This is a genomic window from Kribbella sp. NPDC004138 (assembly GCF_053603655.1).
Map to the genome: position 1 here is coordinate 92,097 of NZ_JBSGFZ010000001.1, position 20,613 is coordinate 112,709.

Annotated in this window: 21 protein-coding genes; 10 read left to right on the forward strand and 11 right to left on the reverse strand. The window is 69.6% G+C overall.

The window, feature by feature from the left end:
• Positions 1 to 124: 124 nt before the first annotated feature.
• Together ACWEOO_RS00460 and ACWEOO_RS00465 are read left to right on the forward strand one after the other, a co-directional pair.
• Positions 125 to 682, forward strand: a complete 558-nt coding sequence (locus tag ACWEOO_RS00460; protein ID WP_452141097.1) for a hypothetical protein — start codon at positions 125 to 127, stop codon at positions 680 to 682.
• Complete coding sequence (locus ACWEOO_RS00465) at positions 682 to 2,502, forward strand: hypothetical protein (RefSeq protein WP_452141098.1); 1,821 nt, start codon at positions 682 to 684, stop codon at positions 2,500 to 2,502. Before ACWEOO_RS00460 ends, ACWEOO_RS00465 begins: the two co-directional genes overlap by 1 nt.
• Before the next feature lie 786 nt (positions 2,503 to 3,288).
• On the opposite strand, the gene ACWEOO_RS00470 is transcribed toward ACWEOO_RS00465, so the two are convergent.
• Positions 3,289 to 3,651, reverse strand: a complete 363-nt coding sequence (locus ACWEOO_RS00470; protein ID WP_452141099.1) for a DsrE family protein — start codon at positions 3,649 to 3,651, stop codon at positions 3,289 to 3,291.
• Between the two features lie 202 nt (positions 3,652 to 3,853).
• On the opposite strand from ACWEOO_RS00470, the gene ACWEOO_RS00475 reads away from it, so the two are divergent.
• Positions 3,854 to 4,348 carry an FABP family protein gene (locus ACWEOO_RS00475; RefSeq protein ID WP_359934272.1) on the forward strand — a complete coding sequence of 165 codons (495 nt, stop codon included), beginning with the start codon at positions 3,854 to 3,856 and terminating at the stop codon, positions 4,346 to 4,348.
• On the opposite strand, the gene ACWEOO_RS00480 is transcribed toward ACWEOO_RS00475, so the two are convergent.
• Positions 4,345 to 5,022 (reverse strand): response regulator, encoded by a 678-nt coding sequence (locus ACWEOO_RS00480; RefSeq protein ID WP_452141100.1) that lies wholly within the window; start codon positions 5,020 to 5,022, stop codon positions 4,345 to 4,347. The two genes, ACWEOO_RS00475 and ACWEOO_RS00480, sit on opposite strands and share 4 nt — an antisense overlap.
• On the reverse strand, positions 5,015 to 6,271 hold the full coding sequence (locus tag ACWEOO_RS00485) for a sensor histidine kinase (protein ID WP_452141101.1): 1,257 nt from the start codon (positions 6,269 to 6,271) through the stop codon (positions 5,015 to 5,017). Before ACWEOO_RS00485 ends, ACWEOO_RS00480 begins: the two co-directional genes overlap by 8 nt.
• A 147-nt stretch (positions 6,272 to 6,418) precedes the next feature.
• Between ACWEOO_RS00485 and ACWEOO_RS00490 the strand changes: the two genes are divergently transcribed.
• A complete protein-coding gene (locus tag ACWEOO_RS00490) occupies positions 6,419 to 7,792 on the forward strand; it encodes a cation:dicarboxylate symporter family transporter (protein WP_359934266.1) in 1,374 nt (457 codons plus the stop codon).
• Between the two features lie 164 nt (positions 7,793 to 7,956).
• Here the strand turns inward: ACWEOO_RS00490 and ACWEOO_RS00495 are convergent, their stop codons facing one another.
• A complete protein-coding gene (locus ACWEOO_RS00495; protein ID WP_452141102.1) occupies positions 7,957 to 8,778 on the reverse strand; it encodes an LLM class flavin-dependent oxidoreductase in 822 nt (273 codons plus the stop codon).
• 109 nt (positions 8,779 to 8,887) lie between these two features.
• On the opposite strand from ACWEOO_RS00495, the gene ygfZ reads away from it, so the two are divergent.
• Both ygfZ and ACWEOO_RS00505 read left to right on the forward strand, forming a co-directional pair.
• Positions 8,888 to 9,880 carry a CAF17-like 4Fe-4S cluster assembly/insertion protein YgfZ gene (ygfZ, locus tag ACWEOO_RS00500; RefSeq protein WP_452141103.1) on the forward strand — a complete coding sequence of 331 codons (993 nt, stop codon included), beginning with the start codon at positions 8,888 to 8,890 and terminating at the stop codon, positions 9,878 to 9,880.
• Between the two features lie 46 nt (positions 9,881 to 9,926).
• Positions 9,927 to 10,883: an asparaginase gene (locus tag ACWEOO_RS00505; RefSeq protein WP_452141104.1), complete on the forward strand. Its 957-nt coding sequence runs from the start codon at positions 9,927 to 9,929 to the stop codon at positions 10,881 to 10,883.
• Between the two features lie 10 nt (positions 10,884 to 10,893).
• Here ACWEOO_RS00505 and ACWEOO_RS00510 read toward each other — a convergent pair whose 3' ends face one another.
• Complete coding sequence (locus ACWEOO_RS00510; protein WP_452141105.1) at positions 10,894 to 11,529, reverse strand: TetR/AcrR family transcriptional regulator; 636 nt, start codon at positions 11,527 to 11,529, stop codon at positions 10,894 to 10,896.
• Positions 11,530 to 11,799: 270 nt separating this feature from the next.
• Between ACWEOO_RS00510 and typA the strand changes: the two genes are divergently transcribed.
• The 3 genes from typA to ACWEOO_RS00525 all read left to right on the forward strand — a co-directional run bounded on the left by typA (position 11,800) and on the right by ACWEOO_RS00525 (position 16,071).
• Complete coding sequence (typA, locus tag ACWEOO_RS00515; RefSeq protein WP_452141106.1) at positions 11,800 to 13,662, forward strand: translational GTPase TypA; 1,863 nt, start codon at positions 11,800 to 11,802, stop codon at positions 13,660 to 13,662.
• Between the two features lie 3 nt (positions 13,663 to 13,665).
• Entirely contained in the window at positions 13,666 to 15,312 is a 1,647-nt protein-coding gene (locus ACWEOO_RS00520; RefSeq protein ID WP_452141107.1) for a glutamate--tRNA ligase, read from the forward strand.
• 168 nt (positions 15,313 to 15,480) lie between these two features.
• Complete coding sequence (locus tag ACWEOO_RS00525) at positions 15,481 to 16,071, forward strand: L,D-transpeptidase (RefSeq protein WP_363710067.1); 591 nt, start codon at positions 15,481 to 15,483, stop codon at positions 16,069 to 16,071.
• A gap of 28 nt (positions 16,072 to 16,099) precedes the next feature.
• On the opposite strand, the gene ACWEOO_RS00530 is transcribed toward ACWEOO_RS00525, so the two are convergent.
• A complete protein-coding gene (locus tag ACWEOO_RS00530; protein WP_452141108.1) occupies positions 16,100 to 16,615 on the reverse strand; it encodes an O-acetyl-ADP-ribose deacetylase in 516 nt (171 codons plus the stop codon).
• A gap of 3 nt (positions 16,616 to 16,618) precedes the next feature.
• The gene (locus ACWEOO_RS00535; RefSeq protein WP_452141109.1) at positions 16,619 to 17,479 is read right to left on the reverse strand and encodes a haloalkane dehalogenase; all 861 of its coding nucleotides are present in this window, start codon (positions 17,477 to 17,479) and stop codon (positions 16,619 to 16,621) included.
• 91 nt (positions 17,480 to 17,570) lie between these two features.
• On the opposite strand from ACWEOO_RS00535, the gene ACWEOO_RS00540 reads away from it, so the two are divergent.
• Positions 17,571 to 18,362 (forward strand): L,D-transpeptidase family protein, encoded by a 792-nt coding sequence (locus ACWEOO_RS00540; RefSeq protein ID WP_452141110.1) that lies wholly within the window; start codon positions 17,571 to 17,573, stop codon positions 18,360 to 18,362.
• Between the two features lies 1 nt (position 18,363).
• Here the strand turns inward: ACWEOO_RS00540 and ACWEOO_RS00545 are convergent, their stop codons facing one another.
• From ACWEOO_RS00545 to ACWEOO_RS00560, 4 genes are all read right to left on the reverse strand, one after another.
• Positions 18,364 to 18,708: a DUF2516 family protein gene (locus ACWEOO_RS00545; RefSeq protein ID WP_359934244.1), complete on the reverse strand. Its 345-nt coding sequence runs from the start codon at positions 18,706 to 18,708 to the stop codon at positions 18,364 to 18,366.
• Positions 18,709 to 18,830: 122 nt separating this feature from the next.
• Complete coding sequence (locus ACWEOO_RS00550; RefSeq protein ID WP_452141111.1) at positions 18,831 to 19,364, reverse strand: hypothetical protein; 534 nt, start codon at positions 19,362 to 19,364, stop codon at positions 18,831 to 18,833.
• Between the two features lie 34 nt (positions 19,365 to 19,398).
• The gene (locus ACWEOO_RS00555; protein ID WP_355695785.1) at positions 19,399 to 19,782 is read right to left on the reverse strand and encodes a helix-turn-helix domain-containing protein; all 384 of its coding nucleotides are present in this window, start codon (positions 19,780 to 19,782) and stop codon (positions 19,399 to 19,401) included.
• Positions 19,783 to 19,862: 80 nt separating this feature from the next.
• Positions 19,863 to 20,609, reverse strand: coding sequence for an SDR family oxidoreductase (locus ACWEOO_RS00560; RefSeq protein ID WP_452141112.1), 747 nt, complete (start codon positions 20,607 to 20,609; stop codon positions 19,863 to 19,865).
• Positions 20,610 to 20,613: the final 4 nt, after the last annotated feature.

The following is a 20,613-nucleotide window of genomic DNA, read 5'->3' on the forward strand; positions in this document are numbered from 1 at the left end:
CATCGGTTACTGCTCGCGAACGGCGACGTCGGAACCAGTTATCCACAGGTCTGCGTCTGTACGTCGGCCGGTGGCACCGATCGGGGCATACTCTGGGCAAACTTGACGGAAGGAGAGTGGCGGCGTGAAGACGCAGGAGCGGTCGTCCGACGATGACGAGCGGGCGATGGCGGATCTGGCCGAGGTCGTCGACTGGCGACCGATCTGGGGACCGCCGGCCACGGGGATGGACGCGATCCGTGCCCTGGTCAACCGCGTCACCACCGCCACCGGCTGGCGTCCGTGGGCGCCGGGCAACATCGACCCGGATCGGTACACCTGGGGGCTGGTCACCCAGCGCGAGACGGTGATGCTCGTGCTGCCCGACGCGGTCCTGCCGGAGAGCCCGCAGAGCGGCTGGTCGGCGTACGAGATCGGTGCGTCGGAGCTGGAGCTCGCCGAGGAAGGTCTCGACGCGCACTGGCCGACCCAGCTCGAGCTCGCCCGCCGCTACTGGGGGCCACCGGTATATGTGGGGCCGGGTGACGACCTGCGCATCCCGCCGGAGTGGCGCGGCCGCCGCCGGCACCTGGCGGTCTGGCTCCGGCCGGGCGCCGAGTTCCACCTGTACGCATCCCAGCCGGGACCGGACGACACCGCCGCCGGCTTCGGGTACTCCGTCTATGCCAACGAGGTGGCCTGATGGCTGAGGAAGTCGACGCCGATGACCTGCTCCGGATCATGGTCTCCGAGCTCCGGAAGTTCGTCCGGACCGCTCGGGTCCGCGGGCAGCAGATCTGGCGGTTGCTGACCAAGGGGCAGCGGCGTCGCTCCGCGATCGAGCGCGGGCTCAACCAGGACCGCTGGGGCCCTGACCGCGAGCGCGACGACGCCCGGGACCGGACCGCCGAGCTCGAGCGCGAAGCCGCGCGGGCCGAGCAGCAGGTCGACGATCTCGAGCGGCAGAACCGCGAGCTGGAGGGCGATCTCGAGCGGGAGCGCCAGCAGCAGGACACGGATCTCAACAACGACCGCGACCGGGACGGGATCGACGACCGGGTCGAGAACCGCACCGACCTCGACCGGGACCACCGCGACGACGCGACCGAGCGCCGCGACGAGATCGACCGGGACAACGACGACGCCAACGACCGCGACGGAGACGGCGTCGACGACGGGGTCGAGCGCCGCGAGGACGAGCGGGAGCAGGCCGACGAGGACCGCCGCAGGAGCGAGGAGCAGGACCGCCAGCAGCGCGACCGCGAGGACGGCATCGACCCCGCCACCGCGGCCGGCGCAGCAGCCGGCGCCACGATCGCGGCCGACGAGATCGGCGACCACCTGGACGAAGACCACGCCGAAGACCGCGCCGAGGACCTCGACGCGGAAGCCGACAACGCACTGGACGACCCGTCGACCGAGGCGGACTCCGGCCAGGACACGGACGTCAGCGCGGAGCAGGACGGCGTCAGCCCGTACGTCGCGGAGGAAGGCGCTCTCGATGCGACCGACCGCGCGCAGGAGTCCGACCTCGCGCAGGACGATCAGCAGGAAGACGCGACCCTCGACGCGGACACCGGTCAGGACAGGGACGTCAGCGCGGAGCAGGACGGCGTCAGCCCGTACGTCGCGGAGGAAGGCGCCCTCGATGCGACCGACCGCGCGCAGGAGACCGACCTCGCGCAAGACGATCAGCAGCAAGACGCCACCCTCGACGCGGACACCGGCCAGGACACGGACGTCAGCGCGGAGCAGGACGGCGTCAGCCCGTACGTCGCCGAGGAAACCGGCCGTGAGGGCACCGACCTGAACCAGGACGGGACCGACCTCGAGCAAGACGGCACCGACCTCGACCAGAACGGGACCGACCTCGGGCAGGACGGTCAGCAGCTCACCGGCCAGCAGTTGAACGGCCAGCAGGTCGACGCCCAGCAGGTTGAGGCTCCGCAGGTGGACGGGCAGCAGGTGGACGGGCAGCAGGTGGACGGGCAGCAGTTGAATGGCCAGCAGCTGAACGGGCAGCAGGTGGAGGCTGGGGAGGTCGAGGGGCCGCAGGCTGACACACAGACGCAGCAGGTGCAGGGCCGTGAGCAGGGAGCCGACCAGGTCTCACAGGCGAAGGGCCCCGACACACAGCAGCTCGCGAACGCCTCCCAGTCCGCGGTCGACGAGACCGCCGGCCTCGGCCAGGACGGGCAGGACGGCCAGAGCCCGGGTGGTCAGACCGATGGCCGTCAGACAAGCGAGGTGCAGGGCTCACAGTGGCGCCCGCCGGAGGACCCGGCGATCGCCGAAGCCCGCCAGGCGAACCAGCCGAAGAGCGGCCCAGGCCAGCAACTCCCGCCCGACGAGCGAGCCCAGCTCGACCACATCAGGCAGGACCAGAAGCCCCTCAGCGCCGTCAAGGTCGAAGGCGGCAACGTAGCCACCACCGAGCGCCCCGGCACCCCCGCCGCCCAACGCGACCAAGACCGCACCCGCTCCGACCGAGGCCGAGGCGACGACGGCGGCCGCAGCCGCTAACCCACCCCGCCCGGCGCCCCACCCCAGGCGCGCCGGGCCCACCAGCTGAGCGCCCACGAACGCCAGCCGCCACTTCAGCCATCGCCCCGCGCCTACTACCCCCTACAACCGGCACCGGCGCGGCCACCCGCACACGCCGGCACCTGCGCGCCACCCGCGCCTAGTGCCGCCGTACGCCGGGCCTATGACGAGTGCTGTGCCGCGTGCGTACGCCGTACCTGGCTGACTACCTCGTACCGCCCGTTGGCCTCGGGTGGGGTGGTGGCACGCGGCCACGATGTCCGCTGGCCTTGGTCGGGCGGCGTGTGAGGCGACATGTGTCCCGAGCTGTCCGCCTGCCTCCGCCGTCCGCCTGCTGCCCTCGCCGGGCGCCTGTGGCAGGTGCTCTGTGCTGTGCTGCGAATGGACGCCGTCACCGGCTGACTGGCCCGTACCATCCGTGGCCACTGCGCCGGGTGGTTGGTGGCCTGCGGCCGCGCCGTCTGCCGGGCACGCGCGTCGGTGGGGGCGCGGCCGTGACGTATGCGCCGCCGCGGTGCGCCTGCGCGGCACGGGCGTACACCGGGCCCCGACCCGGGCGCCACGTGCGTACGCCGACCTGAGCCGGCTGCGTGTGTGTGGGGATGCTGGTCGCCCGTGGGCACGTCGGGTGCTGGACGTCTGCCTCACGCGCCCTCACCTCCGCCCGGCCGCCGGGCGCCACGTGCGTACGCCGACCTGAGCCGGCTGCCTGTGTGTCGGGCTGCACGACTACCCCGCCCACGCCCTCACCAAGGCGTGGTGAGGCTAGTAGACGATTGCCTGGGTGTTGTCCGTCAGGATTTCTTCGGTGAAGGCGGGGGCGCCGGCGATTCGGGTGCCGGGGTGTAGGTCGGCTTCGGTGAGGGAGCGGCGTTTGGCGCATTGGGTGCAGACCGTGAGTTGGCCGCCTTCCAGGACTGCGGTCAGGAGGTCGGTGAGGGGCGCGGCGTGGGGGAGTTCGACGGTTTCGGCGCGGCCGGGGACGGCGAACCAGACGGCCTCGCCGGTCAGCCACAGGGAGACTGTGGCGCCGGACGCGACGGCGGTGGCGGCGACGGTGAGGGCCTGGTTGGCGCGTTCGGGTTCCTTGGCGCCTGCGGTCAGTTTGATCACCAGCGTGCGGGGCATCACGCCACCGTAGCCGAGACGGGCGTGCGGGATGTCACGGTGGAGCCGGGCGAGGACCGGCGTACGCATCCTCTAGACTGACCAGCGTGCTGCATGTCGTCTTCACCACGTTGCTGGTTCTGGTCTGTGTGTTCATGGGCTGGTTCTCGGCGTTCGTCGTCTACCGGCTGTACCGCGGCCGCAGTGCGAACTGAGTGATCGCATGCCGTTCGAGATCCCGCAGGACCTGCACCCGGACCTGATCCCGCTCGCGTGGCTGCTCGGCCGCTGGGAGGGCCGCGGGCACGGTGACTACCCGACGATCGAGAAGTTCGAGTTCGGGCAGCAGATCGACTTCACCCACAACGGCAAGCCGTACCTGCATTATGTGAGCCAGACGTTCGTGGTCGGCGAGGACGGCACCAAGGAGCGTCCGCTCGCCGTCGAGACCGGGTTCTGGCGGCCGCAGCCGGACAACAAGGTCGAGGTCATCCTGGCGCACCCGACCGGTATCGCCGAGATCTGGTACGGCGACATCGACGGCGCGAAGATCGAGCTGCAGACCGATGTCGTGGCCCGCACCGTGACCGCGAAGGAAGTCACCGCCGGGCACCGGCTGTACGGTCTCGTCAACGGCGAGCTCCTCTGGGCGTACGACATGGCCGCCGAAGGCCAGGCGCTGCAGCCGCACCTGTGGGCGACGCTCGTCCGCTCCTAACTCTCGGCCACCCAGGAGTACTCGACCTTCGGCCGTCCGCTGCGCCCGTCGTAGCGCTGGGTCCGCAGCGCCTGCCCCTGGTCGGCCAGGTGCTCGAGGTAGCGCCGCGCGGTGATGCGAGAGGTGCCGAGCGAGGTCGCGACCTCTTCGGCGGTCCACCCTTCACGGTTCGCGAGCAGCTGGACGACGCGGTCGAGTACGCCGCCGGCCAGGCCCTTGGGCACGGACGAGACGGTTGCCGGGTGCAACAACCGGTCGACTTCCTCCTGATCCGCGACGACCTCGCCGAGCGCGGCGGCCCGCCGCTGTCTCGCGTACGCCGTCAACCGGTCCCGCAACGTCTCGAACGCGAACGGCTTCAGCACGTACTGCACGACGCCGATCCGCGCCGCCGCCTGCACGGCCGCGACCTCGCGGGCCGCCGTCACCGCGACCACGTCCGTTTGGTTGCCGAGGGCCCGCATTCGGCGGACGATGTCCAGCCCGTGCCCGTCCGGGAGGTGCATGTCGAGCAGTACGACGTCGACGTCGCCGCGCGCGAGCACCTGCAGCGCACGCCCCGCCGTACCGGCGATTCCGACGCAGGTGAACCCGGTCAGCCGTTCGACGTACGTGCGATGGGCCTCCGCGGCGACCGGGTCGTCCTCGACGACGAGGACCCGCAGGTCAGGCACTGGCGCCCACCGCCCGCGGCAATCGCACCCGCACGGTCAGCGCCGGTACGTCGTCCAGCTCGGAATCCGGATCCACCATGAGTGAACCTTGCCACCGCTCGACCGTGCTGCGCACCAGCACGAGCCCCAGCCCGTGGCCCGGCTCGGCCTTGGTCGTCCAGCCGCGCTCGAACATGTGCGCCAGCTCGACCGATCCCAGCTCGGCGGCGGTGTTCGTCACGATCAGGTCGACGGCGTCCGCGGTGGTCGCGGCCCGGAACTCGACTTTCCGCGGCGCCGGGCCGCCGCGCGCGGCCTCGATGGCGTTGTCCAGCAGGTTTCCGACGACGGTCACGACATCCTGCGCCGGCAGCCGGGTGTTCAGCGCCTCCTGCCCGAGATCGAGGGTCAGGACGACGCCGCGCTCCTGGGCCTGCGCCAGCTTTGCCAGCAGCAGCGACGCGAGGACCGGGTCTCCGACCGTGCCGACGACGCGGTCCGTCATCGCCTGGGCGAACTGCAGCTCCGACACCGCGAACTCCCGGGCCCGTTCCGGCTTCCCGATCTCGATCAGGCTGACGACGGTGTGCAGCCGGTTCGACGCCTCGTGGTTCTGTGCCTGCAGGGATTCCGCCAGGCTGCGTACGGCGTCCAGCTCGCCGAGCAACCGCTGTAGCTGGGTGTGGTCCCGCAGCGTGACGATCCGCCCGCGCCCGGACGGCTGCTGGTTCACGACCACGACGCCCCGCGCGCCCAGGTGCAGCTCGTCGTACGCCGTCCGCCCGGTCGCGAGCAGCTCGGCCAACGGAGCGCCGAGGTTGAGCTCCTCCAACGGCGTACCGGGATCGACGGCGCGCAGCCCGAGCAGCGTCAGCGCCTCGTCGTTCGCGAGCTGGACCCGGCCGTGAAGATCCAGCAGGATCAGCCCTTCGCGCGCCGCGTGCAGCACGCCCTCGTAGAAGTCGAGCATCCGTGCCAGCGACTGCGTACCCACGCCGCGGGTGGCTCGCCGGACCCGCCAGGTGACGAGCGCGTTGCCGGCGATCGCGACCCCGAGCATCAGACTGGCGATACCGAGCATCGAACGGAGGTCGAGCCGGGCCAGCTCCCACCAGCCGGGGACGGGGATCCCGCTCGCGGCGTGGTCGCGCAACGCCTGGGCGCGGGAGCGGCTGACCATCACGATCCACACCATCGCGATCAGTACGGTGACCGTGACGGTCTGCAGCCAGAGAACCTGGCGGCGCAACTCCCACGGCCGACGTTTCATGGCGAACAGTCTGCCCCGACTTCACGCGGCGAACGACGCGGCGAACGATATGGGCGAACGATATGAACGAAATGCGCGGTTCTCCTGTGCGTCACGTCACAGTTACTCGAACACCCCTCCGCCAGGCCGATACAGGGAGTCCCGACCATGTCGAGCCCGACCGAACCCCGCCCGACTCCGGTGCGCAACGACCGGACCCATTTCCTCTACATCGCCGTCATCGTCGCCGTCCTGCTCGGCATCGGTGTCGGGTTCCTGTTCCCGGACTTCGCTGTCGAGCTGAAACCGCTCGGCACCGGGTTCGTGAACCTGATCAAGATGCTGATCAGCCCGATCATCTTCTGCACGCTGGTGCTCGGCATCGGCTCGGTCCGCCAGGCCGCCAGTGTCGGCAAGGTCGGCGGGCTCGCCCTCGTCTACTTCCTGGTGATGTCGACGGTCGCGCTCGCGATCGGCCTGCTGGTCGGCAACCTCGTGCAGCCGGGCTCCGGACTGAACCTGACCGACAAGCTCCGCGAGGCCGGCCAGAAGCAGGCCGCCGGGGCGCACGAGACCACGACGGAATTCATCCTCGGGATCATCCCGAAGTCGCTGCTCTCGTCGCTGACCGAGGGCGAGGTCCTGCAGACCGTCCTGGTCGCGCTGCTCGTCGGCTTCGCGCTGCAGGCGATGGGCGCCAAGGGCCAGCCGATCCTGACCGGCATCGGTCACATCCAGCGGCTGGTGTTCAAGATCCTGTCGATGATCATGTGGACCGCGCCGATCGGCGCGTTCGGCGCGATCGCCGCGGTGGTCGGCGCGACCGGCTGGGACGCCCTGGTGAGTCTCGGCAAGATCATGCTGGCCTTCTACATCACCTGTCTGCTGTTCGTGATCGTTGTCCTGGGCACCATTCTCCGGATGGTCACCGGGGTGTCGATCTTCCAGCTGCTGCGCTACCTCGGCCGGGAGTTCCTGCTGATCGTGTCCAGCTCGTCGTCGGAGACCGCACTGCCCCGGCTGATCGGGAAGATGGAACACCTCGGCGTCGACCGGTCCGTGGTCGGTATCACCGTCCCGACCGGCTACTCGTTCAACCTCGACGGGACGGCGATCTACCTGACGATGGCGTCGCTGTTCATCGCGGAGGCGATGGATCAGCCGTTCTCGATCGGTCAGCAGATTTCCCTGCTGTTGTTCATGATCGTCGCGTCGAAGGGCGCTGCCGGCGTCACTGGAGCCGGTCTGGCCACGCTGGCCGGCGGTCTGCAGTCGCACCGCCCGGACCTGGTCGACGGCGTCGGCCTGATCGTCGGCATCGACCGGTTCATGTCCGAGGCCCGGGCGCTGACGAACTTCGCCGGCAACGCGGTCGCGACCGTGCTGGTCGGCCACTGGGTCGGCGAGTTCGACAAGGAACAGGCCCGCCAGGTGTTCGCCGGTGAGGACCCGTTCGACGAGGTCGCCTTCGCCGCCGGCGACACCCACGCCGGCGACGTCCCGCTCACCGCCCCGGTCGGCGACGCGCCGGCCGGTCACTAGCCACCTTCCCACCCCTCCAAGCGCTGCCCGCCGGGCCACAGACCGGCGGGCAGCGCGCTGTCTGCAGCTCGACAGTACGTATGCGTCCACTACTGCCGCTGCCGGCCTGTGCCCCCGCTTGGCGTGACGCGCAGTGGGCCTATACGTACTGTCGAGCTGCAGGCCTACTTGCCGTTCAGCAGCTGGACGACCGGGGCGAGGTCCTCGAGGTACGTCGCGTTGATGCTGATGTACGACGTGCCGAACTCGTCCCGGCGGCGCTGCAGTTCGTCGGCCATCTCCTGCGGCGTACCGCGCAGCATCATCAGCGAGTCGCTCGCCTCCAGCACCTCGGGCTCGACGCCGGCCGCGCGCTTGGTCCACGGCGGCAGCTCGCGGGTCCCGGCGGCGAACAGGTTCATCGCCAGCTCGATGTCGTCCGCCCGCGAACCGGCCAGCTCCCGCAGGTCCCGGACCAGCTGAGCGACCTCCGCGCGCGGCGTCATCGCGTCCTTCGCCAGCGACACGATGTCGGCGCGGGCGGCCGCCAGGGCGAGCGCTCGCGGGCCACCGGCGGCCAGCATGATCGGCGTACGGCGGTCGCCGTCGAGCTGCTGCAGGTGGTCGAGCGTCTGGCGCACCTGATCGCGGCGCTCCTTGGCCGATCCCCACGGCAGGCCGAGCTCGGCCGTCTGCTGCTCGGCGACCGGCCGCCCGGTGCCGATGCCGAACTCGAACCGGCCGTCGGTGAGCACGGTCAGCGTGTGCGCCTCCCACGCGGCGGCCCGCGGCGTACGCAACGGAGCGGCCGCGACGAACGTGCCGACCCGGACGTCCGCGACCGCGGCGGCCATCGCCAGCGACGGGAACGGTGACGGCAACTGCAGCCCGTCGGGCATCAGCACGGTCGAGTACCCGAGGTCCGCCGCCTGCCGAACCGTCTTGATCCACTCCGAACCGGTCGTCGGACTGCCGACCACACCGAACCGGAACTGCTTGTCGTTCATCACCCTGCTCCCTTCGCCTGTCGTACTCACAGCGTCTCCGGGCAGGGGGTCTGTCCACATCCCACGACGGGAGGCGTTCGCCGTACGCCGCTCGACGTACTCTGGTGACATGTCACGCAAGCGCAGCCCCCTACTGGACCGGCCCGGCGCGGTCGAGGCCGACGGACTCGACGCCGGTGTCGCGGCGCACTACGGCTCCGACTTGCGCGAGCAGCGGGCGCTGGTCGCCGGTGAGGCGTTCGTCGACCTGTCGCACCGCGACGTGGTCACGATCACCGGCCCGGACCGGCTCACCTGGCTGCACGCGCTGACCACGCAGTACTTCGAGGGTCTCAAGCCGGGGACGTCGACGACGGCGCTGCTGCTGTCGCCGACGGGCCACGTGGAGCACGTCATGTACGGCGTGGACAACGGCGAGACGTTCTGGTTGCACACGGAGCCGGGCGCGGCGGCTGCGCTGGTGGAATGGCTGCAGAAGATGGTGTTCATGTCGCGCGTCGAGATCACCGATGTGACGGACGACTACGCGATCATCTGGAAGTCAGGCCCTGCTCAAGGTGACCGCCTGACCCGCAGCGGCGAGGACTCGCTCGGCGGTCACGAGGTGTTCCTGCCGCGGGCCGAGCTGGCTGGTCTGGAGGGCCCGGCGGCCGGGGTGTGGGCCTATGAGGCGTTGCGGATCGAGGCGGGCCACCCGCGCTTCGGGCTGGACACCGACGAGCGCGCGATCCCGAACGAGCTGGGTTGGCTCGGCGTCGGCGTACACCTCAACAAGGGCTGCTACCGCGGCCAGGAGACGGTGGCCCGGGTGCACAACCTCGGCCGCCCGCCGCGCCGCCTCGTGCTGCTGCACCTGGACGGTTCGGTCGACCACCTCCCGGCGCATGGGTACGCCGTCAAGGCCGGCGACAAGCAGGTCGGTTTCATCGGCTCCGCCGCCCGTCACCACGAGCTCGGCCCGATCGCCCTCGCCCTGGTCAAGCGCAACGTGGACCCCGAGGCCGTGCTGGAGATCGTCGCCGAGGACCAGCCCACGGTGACCGCCACACAGGAGCTCCTGGTCGACCCCGAGGCCGGCCTGCACGTCCGCTCGCGTTTGTGAGGGGAATCATTCGCAACACGGCGTTTTGCACCTGTACAGTTCAGCCGTGACCGAACCTGTGCTCCTGGCCGACGTCGTCCGCAGCGACTTCGTCGAAGGCCACCACCGCGGCTCCGTCGTGGTGACCAACCCCGACGGCACCGTCGACTGGGCCGTCGGCGTCGTGGACCAGCCGATGTTCCCGCGCTCGTCCAACAAGCCGATGCAGGCCCTCGGCATGCTCCGCCGCGGTCTGCCGCTGACCGACGAGCTGCTCGCGCTCGCGGGCGCGTCGCACTCCGGTGAGCAGTTCCACCTGGATGGTGTCCGGAAGATCCTCGCGGAGGCCGGGCTCGAGGAGTCGGCGTTGCGGACGCCGGTCGCGTACCCGCTGGACGACGACACCCGGGACGCCTGGGTGCGCGGCGGTCACGGCAAGGAGCGGATCGTGATGAACTGCTCCGGCAAGCACGCCGCGATGCTGCTGACCAGCAAGCTCAACGGCTGGTCGCTCGAGGACTACCGCTCGCCGGATCACCCCCTGCAGAAGGAGATCCGGACCGCGATCGAGGACACCGCGGGCGAGCAGGTCTCGCACGTCGCGGTGGACGGTTGCGGTGCACCGATCTTCGCGCTGACGCTGGCCGGCCTGGCGCGGTCCTTCGGACGCTTCGCCGGCGCGGCCGCGGACACGCCCGAAGGCCGGATCGCCGACGCGTTCCGGGCGTACCCGGAGTACGCCAGCGGGAGTACGCGTGACGAGGCCGAGCTGATGCGGGCCGTCAACGGCCTGTTCTGCAAGGCCGGTGCGGAGGGCGTGTACGCCGTCGGTCTCGCGGACGGTACCGGGATCGCGCTGAAGCTCGAGGACGGTACGCCGCGCGCCCGCAAGGTCGTGATGGCGGCGACCCTCCAGCGTCTCGGCATCACCAACGAGACGATCGAGAACCACCTGCACTTCGACCTCACCGGCGGCGACGCAGTGGTCGGCGCGGTCCGGCCGCACGCCCCGACTTTCGCCTGACCCGCCGGGGCTATTTGGCGCGCAGGCGGTCGACCGGGGGTGACGTGATCGGCAGCGGTACGGCGGGGGCGGGCAGGTCGTACCCGGCGTACAGGCGGCGGCGCATGTCCTCGAGCGGGAAGGTCTCGCGGTAGATCGCGAGCTTGACGGTCACGCCCTCCAAGGTTGCTCTGAGCAACATCTCCTCGATCGCCGGGTCGGCGGCGTCGCGGGCCGCGAAGACGTCGCGGATGGCATCCTCGACCAGGGACAGCCGATCGGACTTGGCCTGCTCGACGCGGGCGAAGACGTCGTGGGTGCTGGGCTGCATCATCAGCGTGATCGCCAGCCGCTGGATCGGCAGTGTGGTCGCGGCGGCCATCAGCGCGCCGTCGATGATGCCGGCCAGACGTTCATCAGGAGTTCCCTGGATGGACAACAGGCCGGCGATGCCGTCCAGCCAGCGGTCCAGGAGCTCGGCGGCCAGTTGTTCCTTGGTGGCGAAGTAGTACGACACCAGGCCGCGGGAGACGCCCGCGGCGGTCGTGACGTCGGAGATCGACGCGGCCTCGTAGCCCTTCGCGGCGAAAGTTTCCAGGGCCGCGGCCAGGATCCGTTCGCGGGAGCGTTCCCGCAGTTCCTGATTGACGGTGGCCGATCGCGGCACGAATTCCTCTTCCGAAGGTCGAAGCCTGAAGCGCCGGGCAACCCCTCATTCACGTGCCCGGCGCCCCGGGCTGACCCCCCGTTGTTGCGGCCCCTCCCCAGGCGCCGCTTATAGACTGGACGTCCAGTCAACGAATGTAAAGGGCTTGCCCGATTCGTGGGACACGATCTGTGACGGGTAGGATGTGAGGGCTGCGCCCTGTGTCGAGTGGCACGTGAAACCAGCCGTAGCCACCGCCTAACACCCATCGATGACTTGGAGCGCTCCTTCATGCCTGTCCGTAACGACCTGCGCAACGTCGCGATCGTGGCCCACGTCGACCACGGGAAGACCACCCTCGTCGACGCGATGCTGTGGCAGTCCGGCGCCTTCGGAGCCCACCAGCACGTGGACGAGCGGGCGATGGACTCCGGTGACCTGGAGCGTGAGAAGGGCATCACGATCCTCGCCAAGAACACCGCCGTCCGGCACAAGATGGCCAACGGCGAGCAGATGACGATCAACATCATCGACACCCCCGGCCACGCCGACTTCGGCGGCGAGGTCGAGCGCGGCCTGTCGATGGTGGACGCGATCGTGCTGCTCGTGGACGCCTCCGAGGGCCCGCTGCCGCAGACCCGCTTCGTGCTCCGCAAGGCGCTGGCCCGGCAGATGCCGGTGATCCTGGTGGTCAACAAGGTCGACCGACCGGACGCCCGGATCGCCGAGGTCGTCGACGAGACGTACGAGCTGTTCCTCGACCTGCTCGACCACGACGCCGACCAGTCCGCCCTGGACTTCCCGGTCGTCTACGCCTCGGCCCGGGCCGGCCGCGCCTCGCTGAACCAGCCCGCCGACGGCGGGATGCCGGATTCGGAGGACCTCGAGCCGCTGTTCGAGACGATCCTGAACAACGTCCCGGCCCCGGAGTACACCGAGGACGCGCCGCTGCAGGCACACGTGACGAACCTGGACGCCTCGCCGTTCCTCGGCCGGCTCGCGCTGGTCCGCGTGCACGAAGGCACGCTGAAGAAGGGCTCCCAGGTGGCCTGGTGCCGCCACGACGGCTCGATCCAGAAGGTCAAGATCACCGAACTGCTGGTCACCGAGGCGCTCGAGCGCGTCCCGGGCGACTCGGCCGGCCCGGGTGACATCGTCGCGATCGCCGGCATTCCGGAGATCATGATCGGCGACACCCTGACCGACCCGGACAACCCGAAGCCGCTGCCGCTGATCACCGTGGACGAGCCGGCCATCTCGATGACGATCGGCACCAACACCTCGCCGCTGGCCGGCCGGGTCAAGGGCACCAAGGTGACCGCGCGGCTGGTCAAGGACCGGCTCGACCGCGAGTTGGTCGGCAACGTGTCGCTGAAGGTGCTGCCGACCGAGCGTCCGGACGCCTGGGAAGTGCAGGGTCGTGGTGAGCTCGCGCTGGCCATCCTGGTCGAGCAGATGCGCCGCGAGGGCTACGAGCTGACCGTCGGCAAGCCGCAGGTGGTCACCCGCGAGATCGACGGCAAGCGGCACGAGCCGGTCGAGCGGCTGACGATCGACTGCCCGGAGGAGTACCTCGGCACGGTCACCCAGCTGCTCGCGGTCCGGAAGGGCCGGATGGAGCAGATGACCAACCACGGCACCGGCTGGGTCCGGATGGAGTTCCTGGTCCCGGCCCGCGGGCTGATCGGGTTCCGCACCGAGTTCCTCACCGACACCCGCGGTACCGGCATCGCGCACCACGTCTTCGAGGGGTACGAGCCGTGGTTCGGTGAGCTGCGCACGCGGCCGTCCGGTTCGCTCGTGTCCGACCGGGCCGGCGCGGCCACGTCGTACGCGATGATCAACCTGCAGGAGCGCGGCACCATGTTCGTGGAGCCGGCCACCGAGGTGTACGAGGGCATGATCGTCGGCGAGAACTCGCGCTCCGACGACATGGACGTGAACATCACCAAGGAAAAGAAGATGACGAACGTCCGCTCGAACGCGGACGAGTTCGAGAAGCTGGTGCCGGCCCGGAAGCTGTCGCTCGAGCAGTCGCTGGAGTTCTGCCGCGAGGACGAGTGCGTCGAGGTCACGCCGGACGCGATCCGGATGCGCAAGGTCGCCCTCACCCAGATCGAGCGCGCGAAGCTCGGTCGCAAGACGAAGAGCTGAGAGATGCTGGATCGTGCTGTGATCGACGGGCTGTTCCCGACCGACCTTCCGGAGTCGCAGCACTGGGAGGACCGGTATCCCCTCCGGCAGCTGCCGGAGGGGGCCAAGGTCACCCGCCTCGGCCCCTCGCCGACCGGTTTCATCCACATCGGCGGCGTCTACGTCGGCATGATCGACCGGGACATCTCGTCGAACACCGGCGGGGTGTACCTGGTCCGCGTCGAGGACACCGACCAGTCCCGTGAGGTCGAGGGTGCGCTCGAGCAGTTCGCGCGTGCCTTCGAGTACTTCGGCATCAGCTCCGACGAGGACCGCGACCACGGCTCGTACGGGCCGTACCTGCAGTCGCAGCGCGAGCAGATCTACCTGACGTACGTGCGGCATCTGCTCCGCCAGGGCAAGGCGTACCTGTGCTTCGCCACCAAGGACGAGCTGGCCGACATCACCGCCCGCCAGCAGGCCTCGAAGGTCCCGACCGGGTACTACGGCAAGTGGGCGATCTGGCGCGACGCGGACCCGTCCGACGTCGCGGCCAAGCTCGCCGAAGGTGCGCCGTACGTCGTGCGCTTCCGGGCACCTGAAGGCGAGACGCGGACCAGCTTCGTGGACGCGATCCGCGGCCGGCTCGAGCACGAGGCGAACCGCAACGACGCGGTGATCCTGAAAGCCTCGGACCTGTCGCCGCGGCTGCCGACGTACCACTTCGCGCACGCGGTCGACGACCACCTGATGCGGGTGAATCTGGTGATTCGCGGCGACGAGTGGATCTCCTCGGTGCCGCTGCACCAGCAGCTGTTCGCGGCGCTCGAGTTCGACCCGATCACGTATGCGCACATCGCGCCGCTGATGAAGCAGATCCCGGGCGGCAAGCGGAAGCTGTCGAAGCGCAAGGACCCCGAGGCCGGGGTGGACTTCTACATCGGCGCGGGCTACCCGGCCGACGCGGTGCTGTACTACCTGCGTGGCTTGGCCAACGGCCGGCTCGCCGAGATGCCGCTGGCCGAGGCGCTGTCGACGCCGATCGACCTGGGCCAGTGCGGTGTCGCCGGTCCGCTCGTGGACCTGGTGAAGCTGGAGGACATCAGCGCCGACCACATCGCGACGCTGAGCGGGCCCCAGATCCTCGAGGCAGTCCGGGCCTGGGCGGTGGAGTACGACGCGGACCTCGTTCCCGTGCTGGACAACGAGAAGGAGCTGGCGTTGCGGGCGCTGGCGGTCGAGCGGGACGGGGTCGACAACCCGCGCAAGGACCTGCGCAAGTGGTCGGACTTCCGCCCGGCGTACGGCTTCTTCTTCCCCGAGCTGTTCGTCCCGGTCGACGGGCCGTCCGACGAACGGCTGGTTCCGCTCGGGGTGGCCGCGGACGTGGTGACCGCGTTCGCCACGGACCTGGTGGAGAACTACGAGCATCTGGACGACCCGCAGGAGTGGTTCGACCAGATCCGTACCCTCGCCGGCAAGCACCGGTTCGCGCCGAACGCCAAGGAATACAAGAAGGATCCGGACGCGTACGTGGGCTCGATCCGCGAGGCCTCGCAGCTCGTCCGGGTCGCGATCACCGGTGCCACCCGAAGCCCCGACCTGCACGCGACCGCGCAGGCGCTGGGCGCCCCGGAGGTCCTGCGCCGGCTGCGGGCGCTGGCCTCCTAGAACACGAACTGGAAACGGTCGCCGACGGAGCGCGCACACGGCTCCGTCGGTGTGATACTCATTTCTCGGTCAGTGGCGGGGAAGAAAGTTTTGATTCGTTACCAACCAGACGTGAAGTAGCGACGTCTGTCTTGTGGAAGCACTCTTTGGGGGAAGGACAAGGGAAACATGGGCATTCTGCGTAAGTTCGGCGCAACCCTGACGGCCGCCGCGTTCGTGGGCGTCGGCGCACTGTCGGCGACCACTACGGCTGAGGCCGCGCCGCAGGTCGCGACGTCGGCGCAGAAATCGACGACGGCTCCGGCTCCGGTCGGTCTGCCGCCGAGGGCCGCGGCCGCGACGGCGAAGGCGACCTCGACCAGCAAGCTCATCGCGAAGTACCGCATCGACAGCCGCTGCATCACCAAGGGGCGGGTGCTGTGCATCAACAAGAAGACCCGCAAGCTGGTCTACATGGTGAACGGCAAGCCGGTGCAGGTGCTGGACGTGCGGTTCGGCTCCAGCAAGACCCCGACGCGGAACGGCGTGTTCCGCGTCTACCGCAAGTCGAAGAACCACGTCTCGTCGCTGTACCACACCAAGATGCCGTACGCGATGTTCTTCAGCGGCGGCCAGGCGGTGCACTACTCGTCGGACTTCAAGGCTCGCGGCTACAACGGCGCCTCGCACGGCTGTGCGAACGTCCGTGACAAGAAGAAGATCGCCTGGATCTTCGCCCGGGTGAAGGTCGGCGACCGGGTGGTCGTCTACAGCAAGTGAGATCGGCGTACCGACAGCGGCCGGGGAGCTAGTCCCCGGCCGCTGTCGCGTTCTGGAAGGCCTTGTAGAGCCGCGGTTCCACCAGGCAGAAGGTGGCCTTGACGACGCTGCTCGGCGTCCGGCGCACCGTCTGTACGGCGATGTCGGCCGCCGACTGTGCCGGCCAGCCGTAGATCCCGGCCGAGACCGCGGGCAGCGCCATCGTCCGCACCCCGAGCTCGTCCGCGATCCGCAGTGCGTTGCGGTAGCAGGACTCGAGCAGCGCGGGATCCCGTTGGCCGGCGGTGTAGTTCGGCCCGACGACATGGATCACGTACGACGCCGGCAGCGCACCGGCTGTGGTCCAGACCGCCGTACCGGTCGGCGTGCCGTTCGGGTACCGCTCGATGAGCTCGTCGAGGATCTCGCGGCCGCCGGCCCGGTGGATCGCGCCGTCGACGCCACCGCCGCCGCGCAGAGCGTGGTGAGCGGCGTTCACGATCGCGTCCGCGGGCACCGTGGTGATGTCGGCGGTGCTCAGCACGATCTCCATGGGCAGCTCCATCCTTCACACGGTGGGGATCCAGTCGAGGAGCGCGGCGGAGATCTCCGTCGCCGAGTCCTCGGGCAGGAAGTGCAGTCCGGCGACCGTCACCTCCCGTTGGTTCGGCCAACGGCGGCACTGCTCGCGCAGCGGTCCGTTCAGCAGGGCACCCGGATCGGCGTTCACGAACAGCTTCGGTACCCGCGACGTGCCCATCCACTCGGCATTCGCCGCGACGATGTCGTGGACGTCGCCCGGGACGCCGTCGATCGGAATCTCCCGGGACCAGGTCAGCATCGGACGTCGGCTCTCCCCGGGCTCGACGTACGGCGCTCGGTACTGCGCCAGTTCGTCGCCGGTCAGCTCGCGCAGCGTGCCGCTCGGCAACACTGTCTCGACGAAGATGTTGTCCGTCAGCACGAGCTGCTCACCCTCCGGGCTCCGGAGTCTGCGGAACAGCTCCGGAGCGGGAGCGTTCGGGCTGTCCCAGGTGACCGGTGCGACGAGCGTCTCGAGGTAGGCGATCCCGCGAACGGCGTGCGGGTGACGCCGGGCCCAATCGACCGCGAGCACGCCGCCCCAGTCGTGGCCGACCAGGATCACGTCGTCCGTCAGCCCGAGTGCCTCGAGGAACGCGTCGACGTAGCGCCGATGGTCGACGAACCGGTATCGCAGGCTCGCGTCCGCGTCCGACGGGCCTGATCCGCCCATCCCCACCAGGTCCGGCGCGATACAGCGGGCGATCGCGGAGACCGGGCCGAGAACGTTCCGCCACAGGTACGACGACGTCGGGTTGCCGTGCAGGAACACCACCGGACGCCCGCTGCCGGCCGAGCGGTAGGCGATCGGCGTGCCCAGGTTCACAGTGTCGACAACGGTCTCCATGCGGTCATCCTCCAGGTACGCTGGGCCAACCGAAATGGCTGTGAGGACGTCCTACAAGTGTAGGAACGGGGCTACCGGAGGGGTTTGTCCGATGCGTGGGCTCATGATTCGCAAGGTGCTGAGCGGGCTGGTCGTCGCGGGCACGATTGCTGCACTCCTGAGTTCCGGAACCAGCGCGACCGCGGCCCCGCAGGACCTGAAGACGGTGCCGTTCGAGGTCAGCGGCGAGCTGCCGATCTACCCGAAGGCGCTGTGGAAGAACGGCTCCTCCGGCGTGAACGTGCGCAAGGTCGAGGCGCGGCTGGTGCAGCTCAAGGTGCTCGAGAAGCGCTACCTGGACAACGAGTTCGGCACCATGACCCGGTCCGCGGTGAAGAAGTTCCAGAAGGCGCACGGGATCCCGGCGCTCGGGTACGTCGACCAGAACACGTGGGACCAGCTCGTCAAGCTCACCCACGAGCCGACGCAGACCGAGCTGTACCCGCCGGTGCCGGTGGTGAACGGCAAGACGCTCGACGCGCGCTGCGCGACCGGGGTGGCGCTCTGCATCGACAAGACCAGCCGCAAGCTGCGGTACGTCGTGGACGGCGTGGTCAAGATGCAGCTGGACGTCCGGTTCGGCGCCGTGAAGACCGCGACCCGCGAGGGCAGCTTCACGGTCGGCTGGAAGAGCCGCAACCACGTCTCGAAGCTGTACGACTCGAAGATGCCGTACGCGATGTTCTTCAGCGGCGGCCAGGCCGTGCACTACTCGTCAGACTTCGCGGCCCGCGGCTACAACGGCGCGTCGCACGGCTGCGTCAACGTCCGCGACCTCGCCAAGATCAAGATCCTCTTCGACGAGGTCCACGTCGGCGACAAGGTCATCGTCTACCGCTCGTAGGTCAGAGCGGGCGGGGGCCCCGGCGGCGGCGGAGCGCGCCCCAGCCGCCGCGGCCTCGGCCGGTGGCGGCGCGAAGGGCGGGGCGGGCGTCGACGAGGTAGACGGCCGAGGCGACGATGCCGATCAGGCCGAAGAAGCTCAGCCAGCCCTGGAACACCTGGCTGAGGGTGAACACGGTCAGGATCAGCACCCAACCGGGCTTGGTGAGTTTGTCGGCGGCGATGAAGACCGCCCGGGGCCGGAAGACGGCGTCGGCGAGCGCGACCAGCTTGATCGCAAGCAGCACCCACCAGATGACCGACAGCGGATCGTCGAACCCGGGGATCAGGCTCTGGAAGGTGATCATGCTACGAGCCTAACCGACAGACCGGGCGGCCCACCGCTGCTCAGGCGCAGCTGTGGACCGCCCGGTCCCAGGATTCACCGCGAAGTGGGCGAATCGTCACTGTCTGTGGTGAGGCGAGACCTTCAGTCGCCGACCTTGTCGGCCGCGGACTGGGCGGCCTTGGTGGCGGCCTTCGCGGTCTTGCGGGCGCTGGTCGCGGTCGCCTTCACGGTCCGGGTCGCGGACTGAGCGGTCTTCCGGGTGGTGGTCCGGGTGGCCTTGGCCTTGCTCGCGGTGGTCTTGGCAGAGGTGACCAGGTCCTCGGTCGCCTTCTGGTGGCGGATCCGCTCGACCAGGTCCTTGCCGCGGCCGGCCAGGTCCTCGTAGGTCTCCTCGGCCTGGCCGAGGACGACGGTGAAACCGGCCTGCGCGGTCTTCGGCAGCTCGCGCAGCTTGGCCGGGGCGGTGCGCGCGTCGGCGACGATCGCCTCGAACCGCTTGGTCAGCTCGCCCTGCGCCTTGGTCAGCTCCTTGGTGAGCTCGGCCTGCAGGGTCTTCTGGTCCAGCTTGGCGAACCGGGCGGTCACGTCCTCGCCGACGGCGCGGACCTTCTCGACCGCGAGGTCGCCGGCGCCGGCGATCGCGTAGAACGGGGTAACAGGCGTACGGGTAGCCATCAGGCTTCTCCTCGGGATATCAGCAGGTACGGGGTCATTCGGCAGGGGTGTTCTCGCGGACGAACGACGTGTAGACGTCCAGCAGCACACGCTTCTGCCGTTCGTTCAACGCCGGGTCGAGCAGGACGGCGTCGACCACACCGGAGGACTGCTTGCCCTCCTGGCTCTCGTCCGGATCGAGGATGCCGGCCCGCACATACAGGGTCTCCGCGGAGATCCGCAGCGCCTTCGCGAGCTGCTGCAGCACGTCGGCCGACGGTTTCCGCAGGCCGCGCTCGATCTGGCTGAGGTACGGGTTCGACACTCCGGCCAGGTCGGACAACTGCCGCAGCGACAACTGCGCCTGCCGCCGCTGCTCGGCGAGGTACTCCCCGAGGGAGCCCACCGCCCCAGCTGCCCGATCACTCAACTTGGCCATGTCCCCAGTGTGCTAGCAGGGTGCTTGCAATTGCAAGCACCCTGCCCGTGAGACGGCTCACGTGAACCGTTTACTGCTTCTTACTGCTCCCGGAAGACCTTGTGCTGGGCGGCCTGGGCGCGCGGGCGGACCGTGATGCGGTCGATGTTCACGTGCGCCGGGCGGGTGGCGATCCAGGCGACGATGTCGGCGACGTCCTCCGACGTCAGCGGCTCGCGGACACCGGCGTACACGGCGTCGGCCCTGGACTGGTCGCCGTCGAAGCGGGTCAGTGCGAAGCCCTCGCTGCGGACCATGCCGGGCGCGATCTCGCTGACCCGGACCGGCTGGTCGTACAGCTCGAGGCGGAGCGTGTCGACGACGGCCTTCGCGCCGTGTTTCGCGGCGACGTACCCGCCGCCGCCCTCGTAGGCGACCTGGCCGGCCGTCGAGCCCATCACGATGATCGTGCCGCGCCCGGCGATCAGTGCCGGGAGCAACGACTTGGTGACGGCCGCGACCGCGATCACGTTCACCTCGTACATCCGCCGCCAGGCATCCAGGTCGGCCTCGGCCACCGGCTCGAAGCCGAACGCGCCGCCGGCGTTGTTCACCAGCACCTGCAGCTCGTCACCGACAGCCGCGGTCAGCGCGGCGACGTCGTCGGCCGACGTCACATCGCACTGCACCGCACGGCCGTCGATCTCCTTGGCCAGCGCCTCGATCCGATCCAGCCGCCGCGCGGCGCAGATCACCTCGAAACCTTCGCGGGCGAGGTAGCGCGCCGACGCCGCCCCGATCCCACTGCTAGCACCGGTCACCACGGCCAGAGGACGCTCGGAAGTCATAGCC